This window comes from Serratia sp. KH_031, assembly GCF_057839655.1.
The window spans coordinates 578,590-601,803 of the sequence record NZ_CM174496.1; the positions used below are offsets into that span (position 1 = coordinate 578,590).

A 23,214-nucleotide genomic window follows, 5' to 3' on the forward strand; every position below is an offset into this window, starting at 1 on the left:
GTTTTTTCAGTCAAAACAAATTAGCCTAATGCAATCTACAACCGTGCATCAAAAGCTCATCTCAAAAGATCAACAGCCCCTAGTAACTTGATAAATAAATCGTTAATCCTCATCAAAACCAGAATTAAACAGTTCAATCACCGCTGCCAATGCCTTCTCTTCTTCAGGGCCGGTGGCTTCGACTTCAATTTGGCGACCTTGTGCAGAATCCAGCATTAACAGCGCGATCACGCTGCTGGCTTCGGCCTCGGTGCCGCTATCGTTACGTAGCAACACCTCAGCATCAAAACTCTGCACCAGTTCGAACAGTTTCATCGCTGGGCGGGCATGCATACCCAGCTTATTTTTGATTTCTACCGTTTGTTTGACCGTCATTGTTTGCGCTTTTCCAACGTGCGGTGGCGCGACTGTACGTTCTTGCCGCGAGCGCGGAAGTAGTCGGCCAACTGTTCTGCCACATACACCGAACGGTGTTTACCGCCGGTACAGCCGATGGCCACCGTCAGGTAGCTACGGTTGTTGGTTTCCAGCATTGGCAACCACTGTTCCAGATAGCTACGGGTCTGGTAGATAAAATTATGCACTTCGGTATGACGATCGAGGAACGAGGCAACTGGTTTATCCAAACCGGTCATCGGACGCAGTTTGGGATCCCAGTGCGGGTTTGGTAGGAAACGGACATCGAATACGTAGTCGGCGTCGATCGGGATACCGTGTTTAAAGCCGAAGGATTCGAACACCATCGTCAGTTCACGCTCACGTTTGCCCAGTAAGCGGGTACGGAGCATTTCAGCCAGTTCATGAACCGACATTTCTGACGTGTCGATAATCAAATCGGCACGTGAACGCAGCGGTTCCAGCAGATCGCTTTCTTCATCGATGGCACTTTCCAGCGACAGATTTTTGTTGGAAAGCGGATGTAGACGGCGAGTATCGCTGTAACGACGGATCAGAGTGTTGCGATCGGCGTCGAGGAACAGCAATTGCGGCGAGAAGCTGTCTGGCAGTTGCGTCATGGCCTGTTCAAACACTTCCGGAGATTCAGGCATGTTACGCACGTCAATACTGACTGCGGCGGAACCGTTGCGTTCAGCCAGCGCTTGGGCAAGCTGCGGCAGCAGTACCACGGGTAGGTTATCAACGCAGTAAAAACCCATATCTTCCAACGCCCGCAAGGCGACGGATTTCCCTGAACCTGAACGGCCGCTGACAATCATCAGCACCATGTGGTCACTCCCCTAAGATCGCAATGGCGTTCATTGCCATTGTTGGAAACGTTATTCCCCCGACCGAGTCGCATCGGGAGCCATCTATCGCGCTAGTACAACTAGAATCGCCCGCCGGGCATTACTCGGTAATAATCTGGTAAAGCTCTTCGTCGCTCTGCGCGGCACGCAGGCGACGACAGACGGTTTTGTCAGCCAGGCACTTGGCAACCAGCGACAGAGTATGCAAATGGGTTTTACATTGGTCGGCCGGAACCAGTAAAGCAAACAACAAATCAACGGGTTGATTGTCGATGGCATCAAAAGCGATCGGCTGTTCGAGGCGAATAAATACGCCTACGGCGCGCAGAGTATCCTCTTCCAACTTACCGTGAGGAATAGCGATACCGTTACCTATGCCAGTACTGCCCATGCGCTCCCGAGTTAGAATGGCGTCAAACACCACCTGTGGTGGCAGATTCAACTGCTTGGCAGCCAACTCGCTGATAATCTCCAATGCCCGTTTTTTACTGGTGCAATGGACGTCGCTTTTGGTGCACTCGATAGTCAATACCGAGCTTAACTGCATTAGTTCGTTGTTCATCTCATCTTCACTTGAGCTCTTTTATCAAACGGCACGATAAAGGAGTTTTCATTTTTTGCCCTGGTAACGGTTCGGCGCGCTACCTTACGGATAACGCGCCAATGCTGCCGTGTAGCTTTTGGGCTACGTCTGGGTTGCGTACAGATGCGACCCAGAATGTCAGTGTTGTTTTAATTTGTCTTTATGTTTGTTCAATTGACGCGCCAGTTTGTCGATCAGGGTGTCAATTGCGGCATACATATCTTCTTTTTCCGAGGTGGCGTGCAACTCGCCTCCATTCACGTGCAGCGTTGCTTCGGCAATCTGCTGCACTTTTTCCACACTTAATACGACATACACCTGATTAATGCGATCAAAATAATGTTCGAGTTTGGCGAACTTATTGTTCACAAACTCACGCAATGAATCGGTGATTTCGATGTGCTGTCCGGTAATGTTGAGCTGCATAATGTCTTCCTTCTCAGTAGAGGTCAAACCAACTGTTTACGTTGGTTCGACGGCGGGATGGACAAAGACTCTCGGTACTTGGCGACAGTTCGCCGTGCGACAATAATCCCTTGTTCGGAGAGAACGTTCGCCAGCTTGCTGTCACTAAGCGGTTTGGCGGGGTTTTCCGCCGCGATTAATTTCTTCACCAATGCCCTGATCGCCGTCGAGGAGGCTTCGCCACCGCTGTCGGTATTCACATGGCTGGAGAAGAAATATTTCAACTCGAAAATCCCGCGCGGACTGTGCAAAAACTTTTGCGTTGTAACGCGCGAGATAGTCGATTCATGCATCTCCACGGTTTGGGCGATATCCGCCAACACCATGGGCTTCATAAATTCTTCCCCCTGTTCAAAGAACATCTGCTGCTGATCGACAATACAGCGGGTCACTTTGAGCAAGGTATCGTTACGGCTTTCCAGACTTTTGATCAGCCACTTCGCTTCCTGCAAATTGCTACGAATAAACTGCCCATCAGCTTCACTACGTGCGCTGTTACCCAGTGCGGCATACTGCTGGTTGATCTTCAGGCGCGGGATACTGTCAGCATTCAGCTCGACCATCCATTTGTCCTGCACCTTGTGCACCAGTACGTCTGGGATCACATACTCGGACTCACCGGTATTGATCGACTGGCCAGGGCGCGGATCGAGCGACTGGATCAACAGCATCGCTTCTTTCAGTGTATCTTCTTTTAGCCGGGTTGTTCGCATCAGGCTACGGAAATCGTGATTTGCCAGCAGATCCAGATGATCGCTAATGATCAGCCGCGCTTCGGCCAGATACGGAGTGTCTTTGGCGTACTGAGAAAGCTGAACTAACAAACAATCGCGCAGATCGCGTGCGGCGACGCCGATAGGATCGAAATGCTGTACCCGCTTCAATACCGCTTCTACTTCGTCGATAGTCACATTTTCGTCACCGATACTCTCTAGAATTTCTTCCAGTGAGACGGTGAGGTAGCCGGTGTCATCCACGGCGTCGACGATGGAAGTGGCGATAGCGGTATCGGTCTCGGAAAATGGCGTCAGATCCACCTGCCACATCAGGTAATCCTGTAGCGTTTGAGTGGTTTCGCCCTGATAGACGGGGAGTTCATCATCGTGGTAATCGGTACCGGTACCGGATGGTGTGCCTGCGGTATAGATTTCATCCCAAGTGGCGTCCAATGGCAGCTCTTCTGGCATGTCCGGTTGTTCCAGCGCCTCGCGGGTATCCAGATCCTCTGTATCGTTACTGGCTTTGGCGTCGATTTCTTCGTGTGGGTCGGTTTGCTCAAGCAGCGGGTTGCTTTCTAACGCGAGTTGAATCTCCTGCTGGAGCTCAAGCGTAGACAACTGCAACAGGCGGATCGCCTGCTGAAGTTGAGGGGTCATTGCCAGTTGTTGGCTCAGACGGAGTTGCAAACCTTGCTTCATAAATCAGCTACTTCCGTTAACCGTCGCGGGTGATTAACCCGCGTGGCACTACCTTTATGGCACTACAGGCGGAACTCTTCGCCCAGATAAACACGCTTGACCTGTTCATCGGCCAGAATCACATCTGGTGCGCCGTGGGCGATCAAATGGCCTTGACTGACAATATAAGCACGTTCACAAACGTCCAGTGTTTCGCGCACGTTATGGTCGGTGATCAGCACACCAAGGCCGCTGTCACGTAGGTGTTCGATGATTTTCTTGATATCGATAACGGAGATCGGGTCAACCCCGGCGAAAGGTTCATCTAGCAGGATGAATTTCGGGTTGGCAGCCAGAGCACGAGCGATCTCGACACGGCGGCGTTCACCACCAGACAATGATTGACCGAGGTTATTGCGCAGATGGCTGATGTGGAACTCTTCCATCAGCTCAACGGCACGGTCATCACGCTGTTCATTGGTGAGATCGTCACGGATTTGCAAAACAGCCATCAGGTTGTCGTAGACGCTCAGACGGCGGAAGATCGAGGCTTCCTGCGGCAGATAGCCGATACCACGGCGCGCACGAGCGTGCAGTGGCAAAATGCTGATGTCTTCTTCGTCGATCACGATGCGTCCTGCATCACGCTGTACGATACCGACCACCATGTAGAAAGTGGTGGTTTTACCTGCACCGTTTGGCCCAAGAAGGCCAACGATCTCGCCGGATTTCACTTTCAGGCTGACATCGGCAACGACCGTACGGCCTTTGTAGGCTTTCGCCAAGTTTTCTGCGATAAGTGTAGCCATAAGGGATTAGTTACTCTTCTTTTGCCCGTTTTTGTCTTGCAACTGTGATGGCACCAGCACCGTTTTTACGCGGCTACCTTTGTCGCTGAACGCTTGCATCTGTTGTTGCTGCACCAAATAGGTGATGCGATCGCCTTTCACGTTGCTGTCGAGCTGTTCCAGATAGGCGTTACCGGTTAGTGTCACCAACTGAGGTGTCACGTCGTAACGAACTTTAGATGCGTGGCCTTTTACGGGTTTGCCATTGTCCTGCATCTGGTAAAACGTTACCGGATTGCCGAAGGCTTCGATATAGGTCTTACTCTGATCTCCACCCGGACGAGTGACGACCACTTTATCCGCTTTGATTTCGATGGTGCCTTGTTTGATCACCACGTTGTCAGTAAAGGTACTGACGTTGCTTTGCATATCCAACGCCTGTTTCAGCGAGTCAATGGTGACTGGCTGGTCGGAGTCTGATTTCAGCGCCCAAGCGGGACTGCTGAGGGCCAAAACCGTGCTGGCGATCAATAGATTACGGAGTTGTTTTTGTGTTCTGAATTTCATAATTGGTCTTGACCTTATCAATCAGCTCAGCGGTTTTTGACCGCAAATTCCCACGCATTTTCATGCCATTAGAGGTAAAGTTGGTACCGTACAGGGTGACTTCATCATCGGAGGCCACGTCCTGAGTAATCAGATTTACCTGAGCGTTATCGGTTTTAATTTTTTCCAACTGTGAAGTCGTGGTCAGGCTGTTGACCTCGACGTGACCGTACAAGTACAGCATCCGATCCTTAGTCAGTTTGGCGCGATCGGCGCGCACTGACCAGGTTGCCACGGCTTCTTCATTAAATAATGTCATTACTGGCTGAGTGAACCAGCTCAGTTCGTCGTTGGTGTAATACTTCACATCTTCAGCTACCAGCTTGTAACTCAATTTACCGGCTGGATTGTACACGATGGTGGTCGTGTGCTGGCTTTGATAAGTCGGATCTTGGTTGTTGACCGGTGCTGGTGCGGCTTTATCGTCAAAGTCCGTCATGTTCCAGCCAATCAGCGATAGGGCGATCAACGCCAACAGGATAGTGATCCAGAGTCTGGTTTTGCTCATATTGACAGCCCTTTGGCGTCCTCCAGCTTGTTCTGCGCCAAAAGAATCAAGTCGCATAATTCACGTACTGCGCCACGACCGCCGGCAATACGTGTGACGTAGTGGGCGCGTGGGATCAGTAACGGGTGAGCATCGGCCACCGCGACAGCCAACCCGACTTGCGCCATGACCGGCCAGTCGATCAGATCATCACCAATGTAGGCAACTTGATCGGCGTTGAGTGACAGTTTATCCAACAGTTCACGGAAGGCCAAAAGCTTATCGGATTGACCTTGGTAAAGATGTGTAATATCCAGCGTTTTCGCCCGGTCTTCCAGCAGTTTTGCTGAACGACCGGTGATGATTGCCACTTCGATATCGGAGGTTTTCAGGCAGCGGATGCCGTAACCGTCGCGCACGTTGAACGCTTTCAGTTCTTCGCCATTGTTGCCCATAAACACTAGGCCGTCTGACAGTACGCCATCGACATCACAAATCAGCAGGCGGATTTTCCCGGCACGTGCCAGCACATCTTGTTCTACCGGCCCGTAGCAGGTTTCAACCATACTCATGCAGTTTTATTCCTTAATCAGACGACGCCGGCGCGTAACATATCATGCATATGTACCACACCCAGCAATTGGTCGCCATCGGCAACCAGCAACGCGGTGATATGGCGTTGTTGCATCAGGTTTAAAGCATCCACCGCCAACGTATTAGGGCGCACGCGTAGACCGCCGTGAGTCATGACATCGACGATTTTTGCGTTGTTGAGGTCGATCCCCATGTCGAACACACGACGTAAGTCACCATCGGTAAAGATACCGGCGATTTTTTTCAAATCGTCGCAAATCACTGTCATACCGAGATTTTTACGGGTGATTTCCAGCAATGCGTCACGCAGTGTGGCATCGGCACTGACCTGTGGGATATCGTCTCCACTGTGCATGATGTCGCTGACGTGTAGCAGTAATCTGCGTCCCAAAGCGCCGCCGGGATGTGACATGGCGAAATCTTCAGGCGTGAAGCCACGCGCTTTTAGCAGTGCGACGGCCAATGCATCGCCCATGACCAACGTTGCTGTGGTGCTGGTGGTCGGTGCCAAACCGAGTGGGCAAGCTTCCTGTGGGACTTTAATGCACAGGTGAACCTCGCTGGCCTTGCCCATAGTGCTATCTGGGTTGTTGGTCATGCAGATCATGGGTACCTGTTGGCGTTTCAATACCGGGATCAACGCCAGAATTTCGTTGGATTCACCTGAGTTGGAAATGGCCAACACGATGTCTTGTGGGCTAACCATACCGAGATCGCCATGGCTGGCTTCTGCAGGGTGAACAAAGAACGAGGGTGTGCCGGTGCTGGCAAGCGTTGCTGCAATCTTGCAACCAATGTGACCGGACTTACCCATGCCCATGACGACCACTTTGCCACAACAGGCGGCGATCATTTCGCAAGCGCGAGTGAAATCTGCATTGATGTACTGATCGAGTTGGGCCAAGCCTTCACGTTCAATCTCAAGCACTTCAATGCCTGCCTGTTGGAAATCAAAATCAGGCTGCAATCGAATGTTGGACATAATCTTTCCCATTAGCCGAATGTACTGAAAGGATTAAAAAACAGCACCGCAAGATACGCAATAAAGCCACATAATAACAGAGCCCCTGCCAGATGACCGATACGATGTTTGCGACCGATGCACAAGGCACTAAGCACAATGCTGACCGCTAACATCACCCAGTAATCACGCTGGAAGGCGGCGGGATCGACGCTGCCTGGTGACAGCAGGGCAGGAGCGCCTAACACAATCACGGTGTTAAAAATATTCGAGCCGATGATATTACCTATCGCCATATCATCTTCGCCTTTTAGTGCCCCGGCGATGGTGGTCGCCAGTTCTGGCAGGCTGGTGCCGATGGCGATAATGGTCAAACCGACCACCAATTCACTCATGCCAAAGTAGTGGGCGATCACTGTAGCGTTGTCGATAATCATTTTGGAAGACAGCGGCAGAATAATAAATGCCAGCACTAGCCACAGGATGGCCACGGTATTGCTGCTGTCTTGCGGCAACTCGGCTAATTGCTCCATCGTCAGGCTATCGCTACCTTCACGCTGCGCCAAACGGGCGATCTTCAGCATTAACAAGATAAAACCTGCCGCGGTAGTCAGCAGGATCACACCATCTAATCGGCTGAGATGGTTATCCATCAGTAAGAAGCCACACAAAACGGTGACACCCAACATCAGCGGCAATTCACGGCGCAGGACCGCCGAACGGGCGGATAACGGGTGAAGCAGAGCCGCTACGCCGAGGATCAGCAAAATGTTGGTAATGTTAGAGCCCAACACATTACCCACGGCCATATCTATCTGCCCGTTCAGCGCTGCGGTAGTGGAGACGATAAGCTCTGGCAACGAAGTGCCAATACCCACGATGGTTATCCCGATGATTAACGGCGGTACACCGAGTGAACGGGAAATGACCGCAGCACCGTAAACTAAGCGGTCAGCACCATAAACCAGTAAAAACAAACCAACGATTAACAATACTATGGCGAGAAACATGCAGGGTCCTTTGTTGGGTATTATCCCGGGTCGTTGGTTATCAGTTTCAATTCAACGTCGTCAGCAGCTTGCTAACCTATTAAGACTCGCTACGATTTGAACAGTTTCATTCTTTTGCGTTATGTGACCAATTTTGACCGTGTGAGCAGCAAAAGTAAAACATGTGAGGCTATTGCTCCTAAAATGCAGGTAAGTTTTTGTAAAAACCGGACACCATACGACCAATGCTTTAAAATGCCGGGCAGTTTGGGCTGAAATGGCCGGTAAAGGAATTATCAACATGCAACAGCAGACAGATAATCTGGTCGAAGTGCGCGACATGACTTTCACGCGCGGCGATCGATTGATATTTGAAGACATCAATCTGACAGTTCCTCGGGGTAAAGTGACCGCTATTATGGGGCCTTCAGGAATTGGCAAAACCACGTTGCTGCGTCTGATAGGTGGCCAGTTAGCACCAGACAGCGGTGAAATTTGGTTTGATGGTGATAACATCCCTGCGCTATCACGTAGCCAACTGTATAACGCGCGTAAGAAAATGAGCATGTTGTTTCAGTCGGGAGCGTTATTTACCGATCTGACCGTGTTTGAGAACGTGGCCTATCCTTTGCGCGAGCATAGCCGTCTACCAGAACCTATTTTGCGTAGTACGGTCATGATGAAGCTGGAAGCTGTTGGGTTACGTGGTGCGGCTGACTTGATGCCGAATGAATTATCCGGTGGTATGGCACGACGTGCAGCTCTCGCACGTGCTATCGCTTTGGATCCTGAGATGGTGATGTTCGATGAACCTTTCGTCGGGCAGGACCCGATCACCATGGGGGTATTGGTTAAACTGATCGGCGAGTTGAACCACGCGTTAGGCATTACCTGCGTGGTGGTTTCGCACGACGTACCGGAGGTGCTGAGCATCGCCGACTACGCTTATATCGTTGCCGATCACCATGTGATTGCCGAAGGGACGCCGCAGCAATTACAGAACAATCCTGATGCACGCGTGCGCCAGTTCCTGGATGGTATTGCCGATGGGCCTGTACCGTTCCGTTATCCGGCCAGTGATTATCGGACCGAGTTATTAGGGTAGAGGAGTTTCCATGTTATTACAGGCGTTAGCGTCGTTAGGACGCCGCGGCATCAATACCAGTGCTTCCTTCGGGCGAGCCGGGTTGATGTTGTTCAACGCATTGGTCGGGCGACCAGAGCCACGCAAACAGTGGCCGTTGTTGATCAAACAGTTGTACAGCGTCGGCGTACAGTCGTTGCTGATTATCATGGTTTCTGGTCTGTTTATCGGCATGGTGTTGGGATTACAGGGTTACCTAGTACTCACCACTTACAGTGCTGAAGCTAGCTTGGGCATGATGGTGGCGCTTTCTCTACTGCGAGAGTTGGGGCCTGTAGTCACGGCATTGCTGTTTGCCGGGCGAGCTGGCTCAGCGTTAACGGCGGAAATCGGGCTGATGAAAGCCACGGAACAGATCTCCAGTTTGGAAATGATGGCGATTGATCCGCTACGTCGCATCGTAGCACCGCGTTTTTGGGCGGGCTTGATCAGTATGCCGTTGCTGACCATTATCTTCGTTGCCGTTGGGATTTGGGGCGGCTCGATAGTGGGCGTTGATTGGAAAGGTATCGACAGTGGTTTCTTCTGGTCAGCGATGCAGGGCGCAGTCGAGTGGCGACAAGACGTCCTCAATTGCGTGCTTAAGGGCGTGGTCTTTGCGATTACCGTGACTTGGATAGCTATTTTTAACGGCTATGATGCCATACCGACTTCTGAAGGGATTAGTCGGGCGACGACGCGTACTGTGGTGCATTCGTCACTGGCGGTGTTGGGGTTAGATTTCGTGCTGACAGCACTGATGTTTGGGAATTGATTCAATGCAAACGAAGAAAAGTGAAATCTGGGTTGGGGCATTTATGCTGATCGCATTGTGCGCCATCGTGTTTATCTGTTTACAAGTGGCGAATGTGAAGTCGATCGGCAATGAGCCGACTTATCGTATTTATGCCACTTTCGATAACATCGGTGGGCTGAAAACACGTTCACCAGTGAAAATTGGTGGTGTGGTGATTGGCCGCGTCGCTAACATTACCCTCGATCCAAAAACCTACTCCCCGCGTGTGGCGCTGGATATTGAAGATAAATACAACCAGATCCCGGATACCAGTTCGTTGGCTATCCGTACCTCTGGTTTGTTGGGGGAGCAATTCTTGGCGTTGAACGTCGGTTTTGAGGATCCTGATATGGGGACGGCTATTCTGAAAGACGGTGGCACCATTCAGGACACTAAATCAGCCATGGTTCTGGAAGATCTGATCGGCCAGTTCTTGTACAAAAGTGGTGGGGATAGCACGGATAAGTCGGCAGATGCGGCGACAATGCCAGCCGCCGATACGGAACCACACCCTGCGACAAATCATTAAGAGAGGAAGCCCAATGTTTAAACGTTTACTGATGGTTGCTCTGCTGGTGGTTGCTCCGTTAGCAAGTGCTGCGGATCAAACCAACCCGTACAGCATGATGAAAGAAGCGGCCGACAAGACTTTCACACGTCTGACAACTGAACAGCCTAAAATCAAAGCGGATCCTAATTACCTACGCAATATCGTGCATGAAGAGCTGATGCCTTATGTCCAAGTGAAATATGCCGGTGCATTGGTGTTGGGGAGGTATTACAAAGATACGACGCCAGCGCAGCGTGAAGCCTACTTTGCAGCGTTCCAGTCCTATCTAGAGCAGGCTTACGGGCAGGCATTGGCTCTGTATCACGGACAGACCTACCAGATCGATCCTGAGCAACCGTTAGGTGATGCCACTATTGTAGCGATTCGCGTAACCATCCTCGACAAAAATGGTCGTCCACCAGTACGTTTAGATTTCCAATGGCGTAAAAACAGCAAGACTGGCTACTGGCAGGCGTATGACATGATTGCCGAGGGCGTCAGCATGATCACCACCAAACAAAACGAGTGGGCATCGACTCTGCGCACCAAAGGTATCGAGGGTTTGACGCAGCAATTGCAGGCTGCGGCTAAACAACCGATCACACTGGATCAGAAAAACTGATGAGTGACGCACTGAGCTGGACATCACAGCAGCACACCTTGATTTTACGTGGTGAGCTGGAGCGGGAAACCTTGCTGCCACTGTGGCAACAACGCGCCACCGTACTGGCGGATAAAACCGTAATTGATGTGGCGCAGTTGCAGCGTGTGGACTCATCCGGTTTGGCGTTGTTATTGCATTTGTGCGAAGAACAGCGTCAGCGCGGTAGTGAATTGAAAATATCTGGCATGACCGATCGGCTGAAAACATTGATTACACTTTACAATCTGCAATCAATAATACCTGTTGATACTGACGCTTAGCGCCATAGCTTGGCGTTCTTCGCCAGCCATTGGTTTGAAAGCCCCTGATCATTCAGGGGCTTTTTCTTAGTTTAAGAAAGCGCCGTATTCCTCTAAGATGTCAGGCTGTTTATGATCCTTTGGCTGCAGAACTGGATACTATGGAAAATAACGAAATTAAAGACGTGCTGATGAAAGCATTGGCACTGGATGAAGCTCATATCACCGGTGATGGTAGCCATTTTCAGGTGATCGTCGTGAGCGAATTGTTCGCCACCATGAGCCGAGTGAAGAAGCAACAAACGGTCTATGCTCCGCTGATGGAATATATCGCCGACAACCGCATTCATGCTTTATCGATCAAGGCATTTACTCCTGAAGAGTGGAAGCGAGATCGTAAGCTCAACGGGCTTTAAGGCTGTTTGCCCTGTGGGCGGGCAGCTTCAGATGAGATAACAGAGAGTCGTCAAATGGATAAATTTCGTGTGCAGGGTCCAACTCGCCTGAGTGGTGAGGTTTCTATTTCAGGGGCTAAAAATGCCGCCTTGCCAATCTTGTTTGCCGCTTTGCTGGCGGAGGAACCGGTCGAGCTGCAAAACGTCCCTAAGCTGAAAGATATCGACACCACCATTAAGCTACTCAATCAGTTGGGCACCAAAATCGAACGTAACGGTTCGGTGTTTGTTGACGCTAGCGGCGTGAACGAGTTTTGTGCGCCTTACGATTTGGTGAAAACCATGCGTGCTTCAATCTGGGCGCTGGGTCCGTTGGTCGCTCGCTTTGGCCGTGGTCAGGTTTCTCTGCCGGGTGGTTGCGCTATCGGTGCACGTCCGGTGGATCTACATATTACCGGTTTGGAGCAACTGGGCGCTGAGATCAAATTGGAAGAAGGTTACGTCAAGGCTTCGGTTGATGGTCGTCTGAAAGGTGCTCACATCGTGATGGATAAGGTCAGCGTTGGCGCTACTGTTACCATCATGAGTGCAGCGACGTTGGCAACCGGTACTACTATTATTGAAAACGCCGCTCGCGAGCCAGAGATTGTTGATACTGCCAATTTCCTGAATACGCTGGGTGCGAAAATTAGTGGTGCGGGTACGGATAAAATCACCATCGAAGGCGTTGAGCGCTTGGGTGGCGGTGTTTATCGCGTCGTGCCTGATCGTATCGAAACCGGGACCTTCTTGGTGGCGGCAGCGGTATCTGGCGGTAAAATTCTGTGCCGTAATGCTCGTCCTGATACCTTGGATGCCGTGTTGGCTAAACTGCGTGATGCGGGGGCTGACATTGAAGTTGGCGAAGACTGGATCAGCCTAGATATGCATGGCAAACGACCGAAAGCCGTGACCGTGCGCACCGCGCCGCACCCAGGCTTCCCAACTGACATGCAAGCTCAGTTCAGCCTGTTGAACTTGGTGGCAGAAGGTACTGGTGTGATCACCGAGACCATCTTTGAAAACCGCTTTATGCACGTACCTGAACTGATCCGTATGGGCGCTCATGCGGAGATCGAAAGCAATACTGTGATTTGTCACGGTGTTGAGAAACTCTCAGGTGCTCAGGTGATGGCGACTGACCTGCGTGCTTCAGCTAGCTTGGTATTGGCGGGTTGTATCGCAGAAGGTGTGACAACTGTCGATCGTATCTATCATATTGACCGTGGCTACGAGCGTATCGAAGACAAGCTGAATGCGTTGGGTGCGAAGATCGAACGTGTGGAAGGCGAGTAAGTAAGACGCTAACCATTAAAAAACCCGGCTCGCCGGGTTTTTTTACATCACTGGTTTTTTTTACATCACTGGTCTTCTTGACATCAATTGCTATCTTCCGGGAATTCACCCACCGTCATTTTCAACGTGATGCGATTACCGTCACGGACGACGACGACAGGGATTTCTGTACCGGGACGGATTTCCGCCACCTGGTCCATCGTTTCCAACACCGATACCGCAGGTTTGTTGTCTACGTTGATTATCACATCGCCAATATGGAAGGCTGCGTTAGCAGCAGGGCCATTAGGTGTGATTTCAGTGACGATAATACCTTGCAAGCGATCAATACCGGAAGTCGCAGTGCGGATCGGGATAATCTCTTTACCTTGAATACCGAAGTAACCGCGGATTACTCGACCATCACGGATTAGCTTGTCCATAATTTTGGTTGCTAATGCGGTGGGAATAGCGAAACCCAAACCTTCTGGCGTTTCACCGTCGGTAATTTTATCGTAGGTCAGAGTGTTGATGCCCATCAACTCACCCAACGAGTTAACCAAGGCACCGCCGGAGTTACCACGGTTGATAGAGGCGTCGGTTTGCAAGAAAGTCTGACGGCCAGTGGTACTTAAGCTGATACGCCCGGTCGCGCTGATAATCCCTTGGGTTACGGTTTGCCCGAGGTTATAAGGGTTGCCGATGGCTAATACTACGTCGCCAACATGTGCCGAACGTTTCTCATTGATAGGAATGATAGGTAAATTGCCTGGATCGATTTTCAATACCGCCAAATCGGTCAGGCTATCGGAGCCGACTATCAATGCTTCATAGCGACGGCCATCTTGCAATACTACGGTGATTTGCTGTGCGTCTTTAACGACGTGGCGGTTGGTCAATATATAGCCGTGCTCGTTCATGATCACGCCAGAACCTAACGACAACACATTCGCTGCGCCACTCATGTTGCGGTTATAGATATTGACTACTGCAGGTGCAGCCCGCCGTACCGCCTTGTTGTAGCTCACCGGTGTTTCATCACGGGTATTCTCAAATTCTGCATTAAGCACCTGATCGGGAGTACGCAGCATAGGCAGCGCAACCAGCAATAAGCCAGCGACGATCAAACCAATAATGATAGAACGTAAGAGCTTAACAAACATGAGGCTTTAGTACGTGAGTTGAACGATGAACGGAGGATAGCATGAGTTAACCGGGCGCAGTATGTTCTCTGGCCCGGTTTTTTAACAAATTAACGCAATAACAGGTAAATAGTTTCACCACCGCGGACAATATTCAGTGCGATAACCGGTGGTTTAGCTTCCAATACGGGACGCAGTTCATTGATGCTTTGGATGCGTTGGCGGTTGATGCCGATGATTACATCGTCTTTTTGTAGGCCAACTTGTGCCGCAGGTGTGCCTTTTTCTACGTTGTCGACCTTCACGCCTTTTTCTCCACCCGGTAGCGCGCCATTGCTGAGGGAAGCCCCTTGTAGCGCAGGTGAGAGGTTTTCTGCATTGGTCGATGCACTAGCGCTGTTTTCCAGCACGACAGAAACTTCTTGTGGTTTTCCATCACGCAGTAAGCCAACCTTGACGGTTTTACCCGGCGCAGTGGTGCCGACTTTAGCGCGCAATTCGGCAAAACTGTTGACCGGTTTACCGTCGATGGAAACTAAGATATCACCAGCTTTGATACCTGCTTTGGCTGCGGCAGATTTCGGTAGTACCTCGCTGACGAAAGCACCACGTTGCGCGTCGGTATTAAAGGCTTTTGCCATATCAGCGGTCATCTCACTGCCTTTGATGCCGAGAAGACCGCGTTTAACTTCACCGAACTCAATCAGTTGCTGGCTCAGGTTCTGCGCCATGTTGCTCGGGATAGCAAAGCCGATACCGACGTTACCACCACCCGGAGCCAGAATCGCAGTGTTGATACCAATCAGTTCGCCATTCAGGTTAACCAGCGCACCGCCGGAGTTCCCGCGGTTGATAGAAGCGTCGGTCTGGATGAAGTTCTCCAACCCTTCCAGATTCAGGCCGCTGCGCCCTAGTGCAGAGATAATACCGGAAGTTGCGGTTTGCCCCAGACCAAACGGGTTGCCCACTGCGACGGCAAAATCGCCGACGCGCAGTTGATCGGAGTCCGCCATTTTCACCGCGGTCAGGTTTTTAGCACCAGTGACTTGCAACAAGGCGATATCGGTTTGCTCGTCGCGACCAATCAGTTTGGCGTCGAACTCGCGGCCATCGCTCAACTGCACACTGATTTTATCGGCGTTGTTGATCACATGGTTATTGGTCAGGATATAACCCTTAGCGGCATCAATGATGACGCCAGAACCCAATCCCTCAAACGGACGAGAACCCTGTTTTTGGTCGGGCATGTTAGGACCAAAGAAATATTTAAACTCTTCAGGGAGTTGCTGACGCTGTACCTGGGTGCCAGTAACGTGCACGCTAACCACCGCCGGTAAGACTTTTTCTAGCATGGGTGCCAAGCTAGGCAACGCTTGCCCTTGAACCACGGCAGGTAAAGCTGCATTGGCCGCCGGTACTGAGGCTAGGGTCAGGCCAATACTCATTGCTAACACACTAAGAATTAATGACTTCTTCTTCATTGTTATCACTCTCTCAAGACCTGACGGTGAAATGTTGATGATAAGCCAATATCCTTATCAAGGTGAAGTGTAAGACCGTGAATTTGCGCGAAAAGTTCACTTCAGATATCTGAATAAAGGATAGTTTAGAGGCAGGATGTTGGTGGGCAGATAATCAGCCCGTAGAAGCACGACTACGGGCTGATTGAGAAAAGATTAATCGCGACGTGGGCGTTCGCCACGTAGCAGGCCAGATGCGCCTTCAGAATAGTCGCGCGGCATTTCTACCGGTGCCTGATCGTTATCCGCTTCCGCTTCTGTCAGACGGTAGCGGAACGGATTATCCTGCATCGGTTGGTCTGGCAACAGATGGCTGGAGCTTTTAGCCATGTATTGATACAGCTGACGATAGTCGCCCGCCATATTATCCAGCAGCTCTGCGCTGCGGGCGAAATGCCCAACCAATTCCTGGCGATATTCTTCCAGTTCGCTTTTGCTTTTATCCAGCTCGTTTTGCAGCACTTGTTGTTGACGCAATTTACGGTTACCGAAACGCATCGCTACCGCACCAATCACGATACCGACGACCAAACCAATCAGCGCATACTCCCAGGTCATGATGACTCCTATTTTGACTTCGTTGTTCCGCAGGGATTTTTCACTTAATAATATCCACTATAACCGTTAACCTTGTCCGAGTGGAATCCTGATAAGCTTTTACCTAAATTTTTCAGGGTTTTTCGGTGGGCACTTACGCGGACAAATGCAGTAATAACGGTGCTAAGTGGCATCAACATGCTGCGAAAAATTATCAAATAAATTATTAGGGTTGTTGGAATGTATTCACAGTCACCGCTATCACGTTACCAGCAGGCGCTGGATGCAAGGGAATATCAGGCCGATGATGTCCAACGCCAAGCCATGACCCAATTAGATCGTATTTATCAGGCCTTAAAACAGACACCGGCGGCGAGTGTTACCTCCAGCGGCTTACGTAACACGCTGAACCGTTGGTTGGGTAAAAGTGCTGAAACGCCAACCCAGCGTCCGGTGCAGGGCTTATATATGTGGGGCGGCGTCGGTCGTGGTAAAACTTGGTTGATGGATATGTTTTTCCACAGTTTGCCGGGGGAGCGCAAACTGCGTCTGCATTTCCACCGTTTTATGCTGCGAGTGCATGAAGAACTGACCGAGTTGCAAGGGCAGGAAAACCCGTTGGAAATCATCGCCGATGGTTTCAAGGTGCAAACTGACGTGCTGTGTTTTGACGAGTTTTTTGTTTCTGACATCACCGACGCCATGCTGTTGGCAACTTTACTACAAGCCTTGTTTGCTCGCGGGATCACGTTGGTAGCGACCTCGAATATTCCGCCGAACGATCTCTATCGTAATGGCTTGCAACGTGCGCGTTTCCTGCCGGCGATTGCGTTGATCAATGAATATTGCGATGTGATGAATGTCGATGCGGGTATCGATTACCGTCTACGGACTTTGACTCAGGCACATTTGTATCTGACGCCGCTTAATGCGCACACCCAACAGACGATGGATCAAATCTTCCTCAAGCTAGCAGGCAGAGCAGGGGTGGATGCTCCCGTTTTGGAGATTAATCATCGTCCGTTCCCCACGATTCGTGCCGTCGAAGGTGTCTTGGCGGTAGATTTCCATACTTTATGCGAAGACGCACGCAGCCAATTGGATTACATAGCGCTATCGCGTTTGTACCACAGCGTGATGCTGTACAATGTGCGGGTAATGGGACCGCTGAAAGAGAATACGGCACGCCGTTTTCTGGCATTGGTAGATGAGTTTTATGAGCGCCACGTTAAATTGGTGATTAATGCTGAAGTCTCGATGTTCGAGATTTATCAGGGGGAACAATTGAAGTTTGAGTATCAGCGTTGCCTGTCGCGTTTGCAGGAAATGCAAAGTGAAGAGTACTTGAAACTGCCGCATCTCCCTTGATGCGGGATGGGGATTTGCGCTGCCAGCCCCCCATCCTTTGGCCTTGAGCACGAAATTGGTTTTCCCTGCAAAAAGGGTTCGACCTTTGTGAGCGACTTCTCTATAATCTTGCGACCCCACGTTACAACAAAGTTTTTTTCCCAAAAACTTTATAGTGCCGGCAATGGCTATTCGAAGGGGTAGGTTTGCTGGACTTGATGGTCGTGTGAGCCTCAACTGTTTTCGAGCGTTCGGGTGTTCACCAACGTGTAACTAATTATTGGGTAAGCTTTTAATGAAAACTTTTACAGCTAAACCAGAGACCGTAAAACGTGACTGGTACGTTGTTGATGCGGAAGGCAAAACTTTAGGCCGTCTCGCTACTGAACTGGCTCGCCGTCTGCGCGGCAAGCATAAAGCGGAATACACTCCGCACGTTGATACTGGTGATTACATCATCGTTCTGAACGCAGAAAAAGTTGCTGTAACTGGCAACAAGCGTACAGACAAGGTGTACTACCACCACACTGGCCACATCGGTGGTATCAAGCAAGCGACCTTTGAAGAGATGATTGCCCGCCGTCCTGAGCGTGTGATTGAAATCGCGGTTAAAGGCATGCTGCCAAAGGGCCCGCTGGGTCGTGCAATGTACCGTAAACTGAAAGTTTACGCAGGTACTGAGCACAACCACGCGGCACAGCAACCGCAAGTTCTGGACATTTAATCGGGATTATAGGCAATGGCTGAAAATCAATACTACGGCACTGGTCGCCGCAAAAGCTCCGCAGCTCGCGTGTTTATCAAACCGGGCAGTGGCAAAATCGTTATCAACCAACGTTCTCTGGAACAGTACTTCGGTCGTGAAACTGCCCGCATGGTAGTTCGTCAGCCGTTAGAGCTGGTTGATATGGTTGAGAAATTCGATCTGTACATCACTGTTAAAGGTGGTGGTTCTTCCGGTCAGGCTGGTGCGATCCGTCATGGTATCACCCGCGCTCTGATGGAGTACGACGAGTCCCTGCGTGGCGAACTGCGTAAAGCTGGTTTCGTTACTCGTGATGCTCGTGAAGTTGAACGTAAGAAAGTCGGCCTGCGTAAAGCACGTCGCCGTCCGCAGTTCTCCAAGCGTTAATTTCTTACTGCTTCGGCAGTGGAAGATACGCAAAAACCCGGTGTCAAACCGGGTTTTTTTATGCCTAAAATTCAGCGTCGCTAATTAAAATCTTTGCTATATCAGGCAATTCACTCCGAATTCACCGTGCGATCCCCACAATAGAGGCAAAATCTGGTAAACTATCATCCACTTTTGCGCCTATGCGCTATGCAGTTACTTTACAGTGAACCTCACAAGGGCTATTTATGCTCGGTTTATCTGTGAACTGCTGGCCTTTATCAATAACTTGGAGGTTTTCATGGCTGTCGCTGCCAACAAACGTTCGGTAATGACACTGTTTTCTGGCTCGACCGACATTTTTAGCCATCAAGTACGTATCGTATTGGCGGAAAAAGGTGTGAGCGTTGAGATAGAGCAGGTTGAGATGGATAACTTGCCACAGGATCTGATTGACCTCAATCCTTACCAGACAATACCTACTCTGGTCGATCGCGAGCTGACTCTATATGAATCCCGTATCATCATGGAATACCTTGATGAGCGTTTCCCGCATCCACCATTGATGCCGGTCTACCCAGTCGCCCGTGGCGAAAGCCGTTTGATGATGTTGCGGATTGAAAAAAACTGGTACTCACTGATGTACAAGATTGAGCAGGGTACTGCTCAAGAAGCCGAATCTGCTCGTCGCCAACTGCGTGAAGAGTTACTGGCGATCGCTCCAATCTTTGGTCAGACGCCTTACTTCATGAGCGAAGAGTTCAGCCTAGTCGATTGCTATTTGGCTCCGTTGTTGTGGCGTTTGCCGCAGTTGGGTATTGAACTGCAGGGTGCTGGTTCCAAAGAGCTAAAAGTCTACATGACCCGCGTGTTTGAGCGTGATGCTTTCTTGGCCTCAATGACCGAAGCTGAGCGCGAAATGCGCCTGCATACTCGGGGCTAAGCAGTATGGATATGTCTCAGATGACCCCACGTCGCCCGTTTTTATTGCGAGCGTTCTATGACTGGTTGCTGGACAACAATCTGACGCCGCATCTGGTCGTTGATGTTACGCGCCCAGATGTGCAGGTGCCGATGGAGTTTGCCCGTGATGGGCAGATCGTACTGAACATCGCACCACGTGCTGTGGGTAATTTGGCGCTTGGCGATGAAGAAGTTAACTTCAACGCCCGTTTCGGCGGTGTACCGCGTCAGGTATCAGTACCAATGGCTGCGGTGCTGGCGATCTACGCCCGTGAAAACGGCGCAGGCACCATGTTTGAGCCGGAAGCTGCTTATGAAGCAGATGGCATACTTGAGGGTATTGAAGGTGAAACTGTGCCTTCAGAAAGCCTGATGTCAGTGATCGACGGCGATCGTGTTGATGACGATGATCAACCGGATGATGAACCACCTCAACCGCCACGTGGTGGGCGCCCGGCGCTGCGAGTTGTGAAGTAATCTCTTTTATCCCCAAAGTGTGATGGGATATATAGCCAATAAAAAGGTACAGTCTGTCGACTGTACCTTTTTACTATCTGCGATTCGCTTCTTATCTTGCAGCAATTGCCATAGTTTGTGCATATATCTTGTCAGCACCAACAATAAAATCCTAGATTGAAACCCACAGATGCTCATAACTAACCACTGTACAATAGTGGTTAGTATGACTATTGATGCCACGGTGACATTGTATTTGCTGATATTCTTCAGTAAGAAATAAACATCCACGCTCTAATTATTTTCCCATACCGGTTTTTCACCCATTCCGTAGGAATATGATGTTTTAATCAAGCGCATGAACTGAGGTTTACGCTACTCATCACCCCAGATATAAAATTAAATGTCTCATTGTAGGATGACTTCAGGGAAATAGTAGCAAATAGCGGCAGATCGGTATGTAGAAAATTAATTTATAACTATTTGTTTTTAAATAAAAAAGTCCAACAAAGATACTCAGGAGGCAATATTTTTCTATCCACTTTTGAACTTATAGAAATTTCATTAAAATTATCATATAAAACAATGTATTAAAAAATTCTAATTTAGGTTTTCTTGAGAAACCACAGAATTTAAAGTGCATTATTAGTAGACTAAACTGAAAACACCGTATTACTCCCAATGTTTTAAAACGTTATAACACAATGATATTATTGATATAAATTCTATTCTCAGGCACAGCTTGAAACATCCTCCCATTTTCTTCTGGGATATCTTATTTAGACTCTGATTACACTCATTTAGCTATTATGAGTGAGTTGTTGTTCCTAACATTCATCACATCAAAACACACCGGCAAGAATTAAATTATTGTTGAGCCACTGGAGGAGAGCATATTTGATGTGGAGATATGATGACACCATACCAACCTAAGAACATGCGTAAGGTACGGGGCAATGGAAAATAATATTTTTGGTTACCTCATTGGATCGGACATCCAACTTGATATTGCCAATAAAAGATTGGTGAATACTAGTGTCAAACAAAGTCGTTATGACATTAAGGTCATAACTTTGCGCGATACTATGCTTAGGTTGTTAGTTACGTTATTACATAATGCCGATGGTTCAATTATTACGCATGACGCAATCATATCCCACGTTTGGGAGTCCTATGGGCTAGCATCATCGAGCCAGCGGATATGGAAAGTCATGCAAGCGCTCATGCATCGTCTGCAACTTATCGGTGCTCCTACTGATTTTATTATACGAATTGACAAGAAAGGGTATTACGTTAAAGAGAGCGAGGTAACCCTCTTATACTTTATTCCTAAGGTCAGTTAATGAGACATTTTTTATCATCAATTCAGTGCGGAAATAACCATTTTCTACTGGAGCATTGGATCTTTAACCTTAAATAAAACAGGAAATCTTGTGAAAAAAATTATCGTATTATCTTCAATTATAGCCAGTGTAGCCGCCATGAATATGGCGCATGCAGCCGGTGGTACCATTAACTTCACCGGTAATATTTTGGATGCGACTTGTAATTCGACTGTCAGCGACAGTGGTTCTGTCACTTTACCCGATGTTGGCCCCAATGATTTTACTGGCCTAACTGCAGGTAAAAAGGCATTTACTATTACCCTGAGCGATTGTACGGGGACGGCACTCAACACTGTATCTACTTACTTTGGTGAGAGTGGTACAACGCCAGTGGATGCTGCTGGCAATCTGCTGAACCGAGGTGATGCTGCCAATGTGACTCTACAGCTGAGCGACACTAATGGCGCTATCAAGATTGGTGACCGTGCCACTCAACGAGCGACGAGTGTTTACGTCTCGCCAGAATCAGGTGCCGCTACACTCAATTACAATGTCGAATATTACAAGACAGGCACTCCAACACCAGGTTCTGTGGTGGGTAGTGTGGTCTATTCATTGGATTATAAGTAATTATATCCGCCATATTTGACGCTGCATTTTTGTTGGCTACCCCAATCTTATCAAGAGGTTATTCATGTCTTTCTATCGTCATACTAAAATTGCGACTTTACTTTTTGCCGCAGGTGTTACCGTTCTTTCTAGTGCTTCAGCAATGGCTGGTGTAGTTATTACGGGTACTCGGGTTATTTATCCGGCGGATAAAAAAGAAGTTACAATTAAAGTTAATAATGCTGGGAAAAAACCAGTACTGATTCAAAGCTGGATTGATAATGGCGACACTTCAGCTAAGCCTGAGAAAATATCCACACCTTTTGTACTGACACCACCGATTAACCGTATTGATCCCGGTAAAGGGCAAACATTACGCCTGAGCTATGTGGGGACTTCTCTACCGACGAATAAAGAGTCTGTTTTTTGGCTCAACGTGTTGGAAATTCCGCCTAAAACAGCAGGGACAGCGGAACATAACCATTTGAATATTGCGTTCCGTAATCGGATAAAAATATTCTATCGCCCGACTGGGTTGCCTGGTGATGCGGGTGCAGCACCTAAAGAGACTCAGTGGCAAGCTATTGCTGGTGGTGTGCGTGGTTCTAATAACTCACCTTATTATGTTTCTCTGGTAGATGTCACTTATCGGGTTGGTGGTAAAGAGTATAAATCTGACGGTAAACTTATTGCCCCAGGTGCATATACTGACTTTAAATTCTCCGGAATGAATACTATTACCTCTGGTTCGAAAGTCGTATTCCGTGCTGTCAATGATCATGGTACAGTGAAAGAGTTTACATCCACCGTAAAATAATATTATCAACACTGTGCTTTATTTGCTGTTGAAGTGGTATTGATAATACTCGCTAATTGGCTTATTTCTGTACCGCAGTTATTGCGATAATTGTCAGTCTCATTCAAGTTTGCCTTTGACAAACTTGTCATCTTACTTACTGAATTGGTTGTGCTTTAAGGATTATGAGCCTCATTGTTGAGGCTCACT

29 protein-coding genes are annotated in these 23,214 nt (G+C 49.3%); 15 read left to right on the top strand and 14 right to left on the bottom strand.

Annotated elements, in window-relative coordinates:
• Positions 1 to 102 precede the first annotated feature (102 nt).
• The 11 genes from npr to AC3ISQ_RS02580 form a co-directional block, all read right to left on the bottom strand.
• Positions 103 to 375 (bottom strand): PTS phosphocarrier protein NPr, encoded by a 273-nt coding sequence (gene npr, locus AC3ISQ_RS02530; protein ID WP_489350412.1) that lies wholly within the window; start codon positions 373 to 375, stop codon positions 103 to 105.
• On the bottom strand, positions 372 to 1,226 hold the full coding sequence (rapZ, locus tag AC3ISQ_RS02535) for an RNase adapter RapZ (RefSeq protein ID WP_489350413.1): 855 nt from the start codon (positions 1,224 to 1,226) through the stop codon (positions 372 to 374). The genes npr and rapZ overlap by 4 nt, the downstream gene beginning before the upstream one ends.
• 121 nt (positions 1,227 to 1,347) lie before the next feature.
• A complete protein-coding gene (gene ptsN / locus AC3ISQ_RS02540) occupies positions 1,348 to 1,809 on the bottom strand; it encodes a PTS IIA-like nitrogen regulatory protein PtsN (protein ID WP_489350414.1) in 462 nt (153 codons plus the stop codon).
• Positions 1,810 to 1,968: 159 nt separating this feature from the next.
• Positions 1,969 to 2,256 (bottom strand): ribosome hibernation promoting factor, encoded by a 288-nt coding sequence (gene hpf, locus AC3ISQ_RS02545; RefSeq protein ID WP_489350415.1) that lies wholly within the window; start codon positions 2,254 to 2,256, stop codon positions 1,969 to 1,971.
• 23 nt (positions 2,257 to 2,279) lie between these two features.
• Complete coding sequence (gene rpoN / locus AC3ISQ_RS02550) at positions 2,280 to 3,713, bottom strand: RNA polymerase factor sigma-54 (protein WP_489350416.1); 1,434 nt, start codon at positions 3,711 to 3,713, stop codon at positions 2,280 to 2,282.
• A 62-nt stretch (positions 3,714 to 3,775) separates the two neighbouring features.
• On the bottom strand, positions 3,776 to 4,501 hold the full coding sequence (gene lptB, locus AC3ISQ_RS02555) for an LPS export ABC transporter ATP-binding protein (RefSeq protein ID WP_489350417.1): 726 nt from the start codon (positions 4,499 to 4,501) through the stop codon (positions 3,776 to 3,778).
• Between the two features lie 6 nt (positions 4,502 to 4,507).
• Positions 4,508 to 5,047, bottom strand: a complete 540-nt coding sequence (gene lptA, locus AC3ISQ_RS02560; protein ID WP_489350418.1) for a lipopolysaccharide ABC transporter substrate-binding protein LptA — start codon at positions 5,045 to 5,047, stop codon at positions 4,508 to 4,510.
• On the bottom strand, positions 5,016 to 5,594 hold the full coding sequence (lptC, locus tag AC3ISQ_RS02565) for an LPS export ABC transporter periplasmic protein LptC (RefSeq protein WP_489350419.1): 579 nt from the start codon (positions 5,592 to 5,594) through the stop codon (positions 5,016 to 5,018). Before lptC ends, lptA begins: the two co-directional genes overlap by 32 nt.
• Positions 5,591 to 6,145, bottom strand: a complete 555-nt coding sequence (gene kdsC, locus AC3ISQ_RS02570) for a 3-deoxy-manno-octulosonate-8-phosphatase KdsC (RefSeq protein ID WP_489350420.1) — start codon at positions 6,143 to 6,145, stop codon at positions 5,591 to 5,593. Before kdsC ends, lptC begins: the two co-directional genes overlap by 4 nt.
• 17 nt (positions 6,146 to 6,162) lie before the next feature.
• Positions 6,163 to 7,149, bottom strand: coding sequence for an arabinose-5-phosphate isomerase KdsD (gene kdsD, locus AC3ISQ_RS02575; protein ID WP_489350421.1), 987 nt, complete (start codon positions 7,147 to 7,149; stop codon positions 6,163 to 6,165).
• 11 nt (positions 7,150 to 7,160) lie between these two features.
• A complete protein-coding gene (locus tag AC3ISQ_RS02580) occupies positions 7,161 to 8,138 on the bottom strand; it encodes a calcium/sodium antiporter (protein WP_489350422.1) in 978 nt (325 codons plus the stop codon).
• Between the two features lie 280 nt (positions 8,139 to 8,418).
• Between AC3ISQ_RS02580 and mlaF the strand changes: the two genes are divergently transcribed.
• The 7 genes from mlaF to murA all read left to right on the top strand — a co-directional run bounded on the left by mlaF (position 8,419) and on the right by murA (position 13,219).
• Positions 8,419 to 9,222 carry a phospholipid ABC transporter ATP-binding protein MlaF gene (mlaF, locus tag AC3ISQ_RS02585; protein WP_489350423.1) on the top strand — a complete coding sequence of 268 codons (804 nt, stop codon included), beginning with the start codon at positions 8,419 to 8,421 and terminating at the stop codon, positions 9,220 to 9,222.
• 10 nt (positions 9,223 to 9,232) lie between these two features.
• Entirely contained in the window at positions 9,233 to 10,015 is a 783-nt protein-coding gene (gene mlaE / locus AC3ISQ_RS02590; protein WP_489350424.1) for a lipid asymmetry maintenance ABC transporter permease subunit MlaE, read from the top strand.
• Between the two features lie 4 nt (positions 10,016 to 10,019).
• Complete coding sequence (mlaD, locus tag AC3ISQ_RS02595) at positions 10,020 to 10,565, top strand: outer membrane lipid asymmetry maintenance protein MlaD (protein ID WP_489350425.1); 546 nt, start codon at positions 10,020 to 10,022, stop codon at positions 10,563 to 10,565.
• Positions 10,566 to 10,578: 13 nt separating this feature from the next.
• Positions 10,579 to 11,208, top strand: coding sequence for a phospholipid-binding protein MlaC (mlaC, locus tag AC3ISQ_RS02600; protein ID WP_489350426.1), 630 nt, complete (start codon positions 10,579 to 10,581; stop codon positions 11,206 to 11,208).
• Positions 11,208 to 11,510, top strand: coding sequence for a lipid asymmetry maintenance protein MlaB (gene mlaB, locus AC3ISQ_RS02605; protein ID WP_489350427.1), 303 nt, complete (start codon positions 11,208 to 11,210; stop codon positions 11,508 to 11,510). Before mlaC ends, mlaB begins: the two co-directional genes overlap by 1 nt.
• Before the next feature lie 140 nt (positions 11,511 to 11,650).
• Positions 11,651 to 11,905, top strand: a complete 255-nt coding sequence (gene ibaG, locus AC3ISQ_RS02610) for a BolA family iron metabolism protein IbaG (RefSeq protein ID WP_489350428.1) — start codon at positions 11,651 to 11,653, stop codon at positions 11,903 to 11,905.
• 54 nt (positions 11,906 to 11,959) lie between these two features.
• Positions 11,960 to 13,219: a UDP-N-acetylglucosamine 1-carboxyvinyltransferase gene (murA, locus tag AC3ISQ_RS02615; protein ID WP_489350429.1), complete on the top strand. Its 1,260-nt coding sequence runs from the start codon at positions 11,960 to 11,962 to the stop codon at positions 13,217 to 13,219.
• 83 nt (positions 13,220 to 13,302) lie between these two features.
• Here the strand turns inward: murA and degS are convergent, their stop codons facing one another.
• From degS to zapG, 3 genes are all read right to left on the bottom strand, one after another.
• Positions 13,303 to 14,361 (bottom strand): outer membrane-stress sensor serine endopeptidase DegS, encoded by a 1,059-nt coding sequence (degS, locus tag AC3ISQ_RS02620; RefSeq protein ID WP_489350430.1) that lies wholly within the window; start codon positions 14,359 to 14,361, stop codon positions 13,303 to 13,305.
• 89 nt (positions 14,362 to 14,450) lie between these two features.
• Positions 14,451 to 15,821: a serine endoprotease DegQ gene (degQ, locus tag AC3ISQ_RS02625; RefSeq protein ID WP_489350431.1), complete on the bottom strand. Its 1,371-nt coding sequence runs from the start codon at positions 15,819 to 15,821 to the stop codon at positions 14,451 to 14,453.
• Between the two features lie 195 nt (positions 15,822 to 16,016).
• A complete protein-coding gene (gene zapG, locus AC3ISQ_RS02630) occupies positions 16,017 to 16,418 on the bottom strand; it encodes a Z-ring associated protein ZapG (RefSeq protein WP_489350432.1) in 402 nt (133 codons plus the stop codon).
• 219 nt (positions 16,419 to 16,637) lie between these two features.
• Here zapG and zapE point away from each other — a divergent pair, with 219 nt between their 5' ends.
• The 8 genes from zapE (at position 16,638) to AC3ISQ_RS02670 (ending at position 23,025) form a co-directional block, all read left to right on the top strand.
• Positions 16,638 to 17,765, top strand: coding sequence for a cell division protein ZapE (gene zapE, locus AC3ISQ_RS02635; protein ID WP_489350433.1), 1,128 nt, complete (start codon positions 16,638 to 16,640; stop codon positions 17,763 to 17,765).
• Between the two features lie 274 nt (positions 17,766 to 18,039).
• Positions 18,040 to 18,468 (top strand): 50S ribosomal protein L13, encoded by a 429-nt coding sequence (rplM, locus tag AC3ISQ_RS02640; RefSeq protein ID WP_489350434.1) that lies wholly within the window; start codon positions 18,040 to 18,042, stop codon positions 18,466 to 18,468.
• 15 nt (positions 18,469 to 18,483) lie between these two features.
• Positions 18,484 to 18,876 (top strand): 30S ribosomal protein S9, encoded by a 393-nt coding sequence (rpsI, locus tag AC3ISQ_RS02645; protein ID WP_202306161.1) that lies wholly within the window; start codon positions 18,484 to 18,486, stop codon positions 18,874 to 18,876.
• Positions 18,877 to 19,156: 280 nt separating this feature from the next.
• Positions 19,157 to 19,798, top strand: a complete 642-nt coding sequence (gene sspA, locus AC3ISQ_RS02650; RefSeq protein ID WP_489350435.1) for a stringent starvation protein SspA — start codon at positions 19,157 to 19,159, stop codon at positions 19,796 to 19,798.
• Positions 19,799 to 19,803: 5 nt separating this feature from the next.
• Positions 19,804 to 20,295: a ClpXP protease specificity-enhancing factor gene (gene sspB, locus AC3ISQ_RS02655; protein WP_489350436.1), complete on the top strand. Its 492-nt coding sequence runs from the start codon at positions 19,804 to 19,806 to the stop codon at positions 20,293 to 20,295.
• 935 nt (positions 20,296 to 21,230) lie between these two features.
• Complete coding sequence (locus AC3ISQ_RS02660; RefSeq protein ID WP_489350437.1) at positions 21,231 to 21,617, top strand: winged helix-turn-helix domain-containing protein; 387 nt, start codon at positions 21,231 to 21,233, stop codon at positions 21,615 to 21,617.
• 90 nt (positions 21,618 to 21,707) lie between these two features.
• Positions 21,708 to 22,229 carry a fimbrial protein gene (locus AC3ISQ_RS02665; RefSeq protein WP_489350438.1) on the top strand — a complete coding sequence of 174 codons (522 nt, stop codon included), beginning with the start codon at positions 21,708 to 21,710 and terminating at the stop codon, positions 22,227 to 22,229.
• 64 nt (positions 22,230 to 22,293) lie between these two features.
• Complete coding sequence (locus AC3ISQ_RS02670; protein WP_489350439.1) at positions 22,294 to 23,025, top strand: fimbria/pilus periplasmic chaperone; 732 nt, start codon at positions 22,294 to 22,296, stop codon at positions 23,023 to 23,025.
• Positions 23,026 to 23,214 lie beyond the last annotated feature (189 nt).

What these genes read in the sequence shown, in the direction of transcription:
- npr (WP_489350412.1), bottom strand. Translation starts at nt 375, where the DNA reads ATGACGGTCAAACAAACGGTAGAAATCAAAAATAAGCTGGGTATGCAT.
- rapZ (WP_489350413.1), bottom strand. Translation starts at nt 1,226, where the DNA reads ATGGTGCTGATGATTGTCAGCGGCCGTTCAGGTTCAGGGAAATCCGTC.
- ptsN (WP_489350414.1), bottom strand. Translation starts at nt 1,809, where the DNA reads ATGAACAACGAACTAATGCAGTTAAGCTCGGTATTGACTATCGAGTGC.
- hpf (WP_489350415.1), bottom strand. Translation starts at nt 2,256, where the DNA reads ATGCAGCTCAACATTACCGGACAGCACATCGAAATCACCGATTCATTG.
- rpoN (WP_489350416.1), bottom strand. Translation starts at nt 3,713, where the DNA reads ATGAAGCAAGGTTTGCAACTCCGTCTGAGCCAACAACTGGCAATGACC.
- lptB (WP_489350417.1), bottom strand. Translation starts at nt 4,501, where the DNA reads ATGGCTACACTTATCGCAGAAAACTTGGCGAAAGCCTACAAAGGCCGT.
- lptA (WP_489350418.1), bottom strand. Translation starts at nt 5,047, where the DNA reads ATGAAATTCAGAACACAAAAACAACTCCGTAATCTATTGATCGCCAGC.
- lptC (WP_489350419.1), bottom strand. Translation starts at nt 5,594, where the DNA reads ATGAGCAAAACCAGACTCTGGATCACTATCCTGTTGGCGTTGATCGCC.
- kdsC (WP_489350420.1), bottom strand. Translation starts at nt 6,145, where the DNA reads ATGAGTATGGTTGAAACCTGCTACGGGCCGGTAGAACAAGATGTGCTG.
- kdsD (WP_489350421.1), bottom strand. Translation starts at nt 7,149, where the DNA reads ATGTCCAACATTCGATTGCAGCCTGATTTTGATTTCCAACAGGCAGGC.
- AC3ISQ_RS02580 (WP_489350422.1), bottom strand. Translation starts at nt 8,138, where the DNA reads ATGTTTCTCGCCATAGTATTGTTAATCGTTGGTTTGTTTTTACTGGTT.
- mlaF (WP_489350423.1), top strand. Translation starts at nt 8,419, where the DNA reads ATGCAACAGCAGACAGATAATCTGGTCGAAGTGCGCGACATGACTTTC.
- mlaE (WP_489350424.1), top strand. Translation starts at nt 9,233, where the DNA reads ATGTTATTACAGGCGTTAGCGTCGTTAGGACGCCGCGGCATCAATACC.
- mlaD (WP_489350425.1), top strand. Translation starts at nt 10,020, where the DNA reads ATGCAAACGAAGAAAAGTGAAATCTGGGTTGGGGCATTTATGCTGATC.
- mlaC (WP_489350426.1), top strand. Translation starts at nt 10,579, where the DNA reads ATGTTTAAACGTTTACTGATGGTTGCTCTGCTGGTGGTTGCTCCGTTA.
- mlaB (WP_489350427.1), top strand. Translation starts at nt 11,208, where the DNA reads ATGAGTGACGCACTGAGCTGGACATCACAGCAGCACACCTTGATTTTA.
- ibaG (WP_489350428.1), top strand. Translation starts at nt 11,651, where the DNA reads ATGGAAAATAACGAAATTAAAGACGTGCTGATGAAAGCATTGGCACTG.
- murA (WP_489350429.1), top strand. Translation starts at nt 11,960, where the DNA reads ATGGATAAATTTCGTGTGCAGGGTCCAACTCGCCTGAGTGGTGAGGTT.
- degS (WP_489350430.1), bottom strand. Translation starts at nt 14,361, where the DNA reads ATGTTTGTTAAGCTCTTACGTTCTATCATTATTGGTTTGATCGTCGCT.
- degQ (WP_489350431.1), bottom strand. Translation starts at nt 15,821, where the DNA reads ATGAAGAAGAAGTCATTAATTCTTAGTGTGTTAGCAATGAGTATTGGC.
- zapG (WP_489350432.1), bottom strand. Translation starts at nt 16,418, where the DNA reads ATGACCTGGGAGTATGCGCTGATTGGTTTGGTCGTCGGTATCGTGATT.
- zapE (WP_489350433.1), top strand. Translation starts at nt 16,638, where the DNA reads ATGTATTCACAGTCACCGCTATCACGTTACCAGCAGGCGCTGGATGCA.
- rplM (WP_489350434.1), top strand. Translation starts at nt 18,040, where the DNA reads ATGAAAACTTTTACAGCTAAACCAGAGACCGTAAAACGTGACTGGTAC.
- rpsI (WP_202306161.1), top strand. Translation starts at nt 18,484, where the DNA reads ATGGCTGAAAATCAATACTACGGCACTGGTCGCCGCAAAAGCTCCGCA.
- sspA (WP_489350435.1), top strand. Translation starts at nt 19,157, where the DNA reads ATGGCTGTCGCTGCCAACAAACGTTCGGTAATGACACTGTTTTCTGGC.
- sspB (WP_489350436.1), top strand. Translation starts at nt 19,804, where the DNA reads ATGGATATGTCTCAGATGACCCCACGTCGCCCGTTTTTATTGCGAGCG.
- AC3ISQ_RS02660 (WP_489350437.1), top strand. Translation starts at nt 21,231, where the DNA reads ATGGAAAATAATATTTTTGGTTACCTCATTGGATCGGACATCCAACTT.
- AC3ISQ_RS02670 (WP_489350439.1), top strand. Translation starts at nt 22,294, where the DNA reads ATGTCTTTCTATCGTCATACTAAAATTGCGACTTTACTTTTTGCCGCA.